The organism is Curtobacterium sp. B18 (assembly GCF_000333375.1).
Taxonomy (GTDB): domain Bacteria; phylum Actinomycetota; class Actinomycetes; order Actinomycetales; family Microbacteriaceae; genus Curtobacterium.
In genome coordinates this window covers 1-5,076 of the sequence record NZ_BACZ01000525.1, presented here as the reverse complement: position 1 = coordinate 5,076, position 5,076 = coordinate 1, and the positions used below count along the sequence as shown (strand labels likewise).

Here is a 5,076-nt window from a genome sequence, read left to right as displayed (position 1 = left end):
GCGGCGGACGCCCTCGGACTGGTCCAGGGCCGGACCCAGGCGCAGATCGCCGCCGACGAGGGCATCACCCCGTCGGCCGTGTCGCAGTCCGTGCAGAAGTCGGGTGTCGCCGCACTGGTCGAGGGCCTCCGGGTCCTCGGGGACGGGGGCCGCTGATGCTCGCCGGGATCCTGCTCGCCCTCATCGGGACGGCCGACGTGGTGCGCGCCCGGACCGGCACCGACGCCGCACCACGCCGCGTCCTGGCGACGGTCGTGGTCGTGCTGCTGTGGATCGGTGTGGCGGTCGTCGCCGTGCTCGGCCTCGGGCTCACGCTCGGGTCGGTGGCCATCGCGATCGTGCTCGCCGCCCTCTGGATCGCCACGACGACGCCCGTGCGACCCGCCGACACCCGGGCGTCCGCCACGCCACGACCGGTCTGGTGGCGTCGTTCGGGTTCGTGGCCGTCGGTCCTGCTCGCGGTCGCCCTCGCGGTGCTGCTGCTGTCGACCCCGTCCGCCGATCCGTCGGGGTTCGTCGTCGAGTGGCAGCGCGGGTCCGCCCCGGGGTTCGTCGCCGCCGTCCCGCTCGCCGCGATGGTCGGTGGCGTCGGTGCGGCGCTGTTCCTGGTCGACTCGGCGAACGTGGTCGTCAGCCAGGCCCTGCCGCCCGGGCTCTCCCCCGACACCGTCGGCCGGGCGGTCGCGGACGACGGCGGCCGGCGGCTGTTCGGACGACGTCCCAGACGAGACGCCCCCGCAGCCGAGCGCGAGCGCGCCGGCGACGACGACGGCACCGCGCTGCTCAAGGGCGGCCGGATGATCGGTCCGATCGAGCGCCTGCTGCTGGCCGGCTTCTCGCTGGTCGGGGCCTTCCCCGTCGTCGCGGCCCTGATCGCCGCCAAGGGCATCGTCCGCTTCCCGGAGATCCGCCGCGAGACGACCGGGTACCAGGCGGAGTACTTCCTCATCGGCAGCCTGGTGAGCTGGGCGATGGCGTTCGCCGCGGCCGGCATGTGCTGGCTGCTCGCACAGGGCTGACACGCAGCGCCCAGGTGACGCACGGTGAGCGCACCGTCGTCGCCGGGTACCGTCGTCCCCGTGAACGGAGTCGGAGTCCTCGACGAGGCCGGCCGCCTGCGGCTGCTCGGTGCCGGTGCGACCGGTGCCGCGTTCGCCGTCGTGCTCGTCGTCCTCGTGGCGTCGTCGTGGACGGAACCGACCCCTGCGCTGCTCGTCGGCCTCGGCATCCCGTCGGCCGCCGTCGGCACCACCATCGCGGTGGTGCTGCAGCGCCGCTCGTGGCGCGCCGAGGGCGGGTACGAGCGGAGCGTCGTCGTCCGGAACTGGGTGCTCGACGGCGAGGTGCCGTCGACCGTGCCGGCCGCCGAGTGGATCCCACTCGTGCAGGCGCAGGCCGAGCGCGAGGTCGCCGGCTGGGGGAAGATCGTCCTGTCGACCATCTGGATCCTGATGACCTGGTCGATGCGCGACCAGCACGGACCCGTCATCACGACCATGCTGATCCTGCTCTGGATCGGCCTCGGCACGTGGAGCGCGCTCTGGGTGATCCCCCGCGCGCGGGCCGCCAAGCGACTGCTCCGGCGCGGGGTCGCCACGCCGACCTGATCCCCCGCGGGCCCGGCCTGGGTACGCTCGCCGTCATGCAGAGTCGCACCCTCGGCCGTACCGGCCGCACCGCGTCCGTCGTCGGCCTCGGCACCTGGCAGTTCGGCGGTGACTGGGGTCCCGTGTCGGACGCCGACGCGAACGCCGTCATGGACGCCTCCGTCGAGTCCGGCGTCACCCTGTTCGACACGGCCGACGTCTACGGCGACGGCCGGAGCGAGCAGCTCATCGGCGCGTGGCGCTCGGCGAACCCCGACGTCCCGCTGACCATCACGACGAAGATGGGCCGACGCGCCGAACAGGTGCCGTCCAACTACGTCGCCGCCAACTTCCGCGAGTGGGTCGACCGCTCGCGCCGCAACCTGCAGCAGGACACCCTCGACCTCGTCCAGCTGCACTGCCCGCCGACCGAGGTCTACGCCGACGACGCCGTGTACGACGCCCTCGACGCGCTCGTCGCCGACGGCTCGATCGCCGCCTACGGCGTCAGCGTCGAGACCACCGACCAGGCCCTCACCGCGATCGCCCGTCCCGGCGTCGCGACCGTCCAGATCATCCTCAACGCGTTCCGGCTGAAGCCGCTCGACCGCGTGCTCCCGGCCGCACGGGAGGCAGGGGTCGGCATCCTCGCGCGCGTCCCGCTGGCATCGGGGTTGCTGTCCGGCAAGTACACGGCGGACACGTCCTTCGCCGAGGGCGACCACCGCAACTACAACCGCCACGGCGAGGCGTTCGACCAGGGCGAGACCTTCAGCGGGGTCGACTTCGAGGACGGCGTGCGTGCCGCGCAGGTCTTCGCGGCGTCGCTGCCGGACGCCGTCCCGGTCCCGCAGGCCGCGCTCGCGTGGGTCATCGCCCAAGACGGCGTCACCGCGGCGATCCCGGGTGCGCGCAACCCCGAGCAGGCCCGGTCGAACGCCGGCGCCGGCTCGCTCCCCGAGGTGCCCGGCCTCGACGAGACCGTCCGCGAACTGTACGACGAGTGGTTCCGCGCCGCCGTGCACGACCGATGGTGAGGCCGGCGGCCGTCGGCGCGGCGCTCGCGGCCCTCACGGTCCTGGCGCTCATCGCGGGCGGGACGACCCCGGCGGACGGTACCTCGCGGTCCGCTCCCCCGTGGCCCGCGCCGACGACCCTCGCCGAGCACGCGGACGACGCCGGACTGCGGAACGTCTGGGGCGAGCGACTCGCCGAGCACGTCCACACCCACCTGACGATCCTCGACGGCGACGAGCCCGTGACGGTGCCGGCGAACGTCGGGCACTCGGACGCCAGGCGGTTCGCCGCGCAGCTGCACACGCACGACACCTCGGGCATCCTGCACGTCGAGTCGCCCGTCCGTCAGACGTTCACGCTCGGGCAGTTCTTCGACGAGTGGGGCGTCTCGCTCGGTCCCGCGCACGTCGGCGGGCTCCGCGGCGAGCTCACCGTGTGGGTCGACGGCCGACGGTACTTCGGCAATCCGCGCTCCATCGCCCTGACGAACCGCCGCGAGGTCGTGCTCGACGTCACGACGATCGGCGAGGTGCCGCGCCTGCCGCAGCCCTTCGACTGGCCACCGCAGTACCGCTGACCCCGGTCAGGCCTCCTTCGGGGCGGTCCAGGACCGGTCGAGGTCCCACTCGTCCACCGCCCCCGCCGGCAGCTGCCACACGTACTCGTTCTTGAGCTTCCGACCGTCCTCGCGGAAGGGCCCGGTGCGGTACGGGTAGAACGCCACCGTCGGTAGGGTCCCGGGCGGCGCGGTCCGGATCGCGTTCGAGAAGTCCTTGTTCAGCCGCCGCAGTTCGGCGACGACGGCAGGGCGGGCACCGTCGGCGTCGAATCCTGACGCGCCGGACGCGAGCTGGAACGCGATGTGCAGCTGCCGGTCGCCGCGGTCGTCCTCGTAGCTGATGAGCCGGTGGTTCTCGACCGCCTCGAGCAGCGCCGGGTCGCCGTAGACCACGTCGCGGACGACGTCGGGTGCGACGACCGCGCCGTTGTAGTCGACGGACAGGTCGGACCGGCCGTAGTGGAACAGCAGCGGCAGGTCGAGCTGGGCGGAGTCGGCGAGCGCGTCGAACCCGTGCTCGCGCAGGGTCCGGCGGACCGCGGGCATCCGCACGACGTGCCCACGGTCGTGGATGTTGTACCGGATCCGGGGGCTGATGTTCTCGGACCGGGCGATCGTCACGACGAGTTCGCCGCGCTCGTTCGTCTCGATGAGGTACCCGAACGGGTTGAACTGGAACACCATCGGCAGGACGCCGTACTCCCCCTGCTTCGTCAGCGCCGCCGACAGCTCCGGTGACGCCGCGATCGCCCGCCGCAGTTCGACGGAGAACGGGGTCTCGATGCCGAGGTTGATCTCGAGGTCGCTCGCACCGTAGGACCCGAGCACCGCCTGCGCGTACTGCTCGATGTGCGCGCGCATGTTCTCGCTGATGCCCTCGCCGCCGAACGCCGCGACGATCGTGTACGCGCTCCAGTCGAGCCGGTCGTCCTCGAACAGCGCCTTGAGGAACGGCGGGTAGCTGCAGATGACGTACGTGAAGTCGGTGCCGAACTCCCGCATCGTCTGCACGATCTTGTCGCGGTCCGGCCCGATCGACTTGATCATCGAGGACTCGGTGAGCGACGCCGTCACGTTCATGCCCGTGGCCCACGCCCCGAGCGAGAACGCGTTGAGCACGAACGGCTGCTTCGGCAGACCCTTCGCGGTCCGCGAGAACCCGAGCTGCAGCAGCTGCCGGGTCGCCTGCCGTTCGTCGGGGCCGCGGACCCAGCTGGTGGGCGTGCCGCTCGACCCGCTCGACTCGTCGACGACCACGCCGCGGCGGGGCAGCCGACCGTCGACGCAGCGCTCGGGGATGCTCCAGCGCTTGACGTAGGAGTCCTTGTCCATCTCGGGCAGTCCCGAGATCGCTGCGGCGATCCCGCCACGCGTGTCCAGCCGGGAGGCGCGACCCGCCTCCGCCAGGAAGGCCCCGTAGGCGGGCACCCGCCGTGCAGCGCGCTCGGCCGTCCGCCAGGCACGCCAGCGTCCGAGGGTCCAGCGGAGCGGCTCGATGCCCGGCGTGAGCAGGAGCTTGTGCGTGCCGACGCGCGGCATGAAGCGCGCCACGACCGTCTCGACGACCCAGACCACCGAGAACACCGCCGCGCGCTTCACCGGGCACCCCCGACCGTCATCGCCGATGCGGGTCTGCGGTGCGCCAACGGCGGCGGGGCGCTGTGGCCGAACCGGAAGAGCATCCACGCCATCCGGCCGTCGGACTCGTCCACACCGGCCCGTTCCACGAAGGCCTCGTGCGACCGCGGGTTCGTGATCACGGTGCCGAACGGGTGCAGGGCGACGCCCCGCGCCGTCAGCTCGAGCCAGATCCGCATGAACGTCCGGCCGGCCTCGACGTACTCGGCCGGCGACGAGAACGGTCCCTCGAGCCAGCCGAGCTGCCGGACGCCGCGCATCGTCGACAGGTACACG

5 protein-coding genes and 1 pseudogene are annotated in these 5,076 nt (G+C 72.7%); 4 read left to right on the top strand and 2 right to left on the bottom strand.

Annotated features, from left to right (window positions below):
* Window positions 1–155: 155 nt before the first annotated feature.
* From I5E_RS22830 to I5E_RS13910, 4 genes are read left to right on the top strand one after another with little or no spacing between them, the layout of a single operon-like run.
* A complete protein-coding gene (locus I5E_RS22830) occupies window positions 156–1,019 on the top strand; it encodes a hypothetical protein (RefSeq protein WP_022907523.1) in 864 nt (287 codons plus the stop codon).
* A 60-nt stretch (window positions 1,020–1,079) separates the two neighbouring features.
* Window positions 1,080–1,607 carry a hypothetical protein gene (locus tag I5E_RS13920; RefSeq protein ID WP_148286976.1) on the top strand — a complete coding sequence of 176 codons (528 nt, stop codon included), beginning with the start codon at window positions 1,080–1,082 and terminating at the stop codon, window positions 1,605–1,607.
* Between the two features lie 35 nt (window positions 1,608–1,642).
* Window positions 1,643–2,623, top strand: a complete 981-nt coding sequence (locus tag I5E_RS13915) for an aldo/keto reductase (protein ID WP_022907521.1) — start codon at window positions 1,643–1,645, stop codon at window positions 2,621–2,623.
* Complete coding sequence (locus tag I5E_RS13910) at window positions 2,617–3,180, top strand: hypothetical protein (RefSeq protein ID WP_022907520.1); 564 nt, start codon at window positions 2,617–2,619, stop codon at window positions 3,178–3,180. Before I5E_RS13915 ends, I5E_RS13910 begins: the two co-directional genes overlap by 7 nt.
* Window positions 3,181–3,186: 6 nt before the next feature.
* On the opposite strand, the gene I5E_RS13905 is transcribed toward I5E_RS13910, so the two are convergent.
* A complete protein-coding gene (locus tag I5E_RS13905; RefSeq protein WP_022907519.1) occupies window positions 3,187–4,761 on the bottom strand; it encodes a phenylacetate--CoA ligase family protein in 1,575 nt (524 codons plus the stop codon).
* Window positions 4,758–5,076: pseudogene (locus I5E_RS13900) on the bottom strand (hypothetical protein); the annotation flags it as partial. The gene I5E_RS13905 and the pseudogene I5E_RS13900, both read right to left, overlap by 4 nt.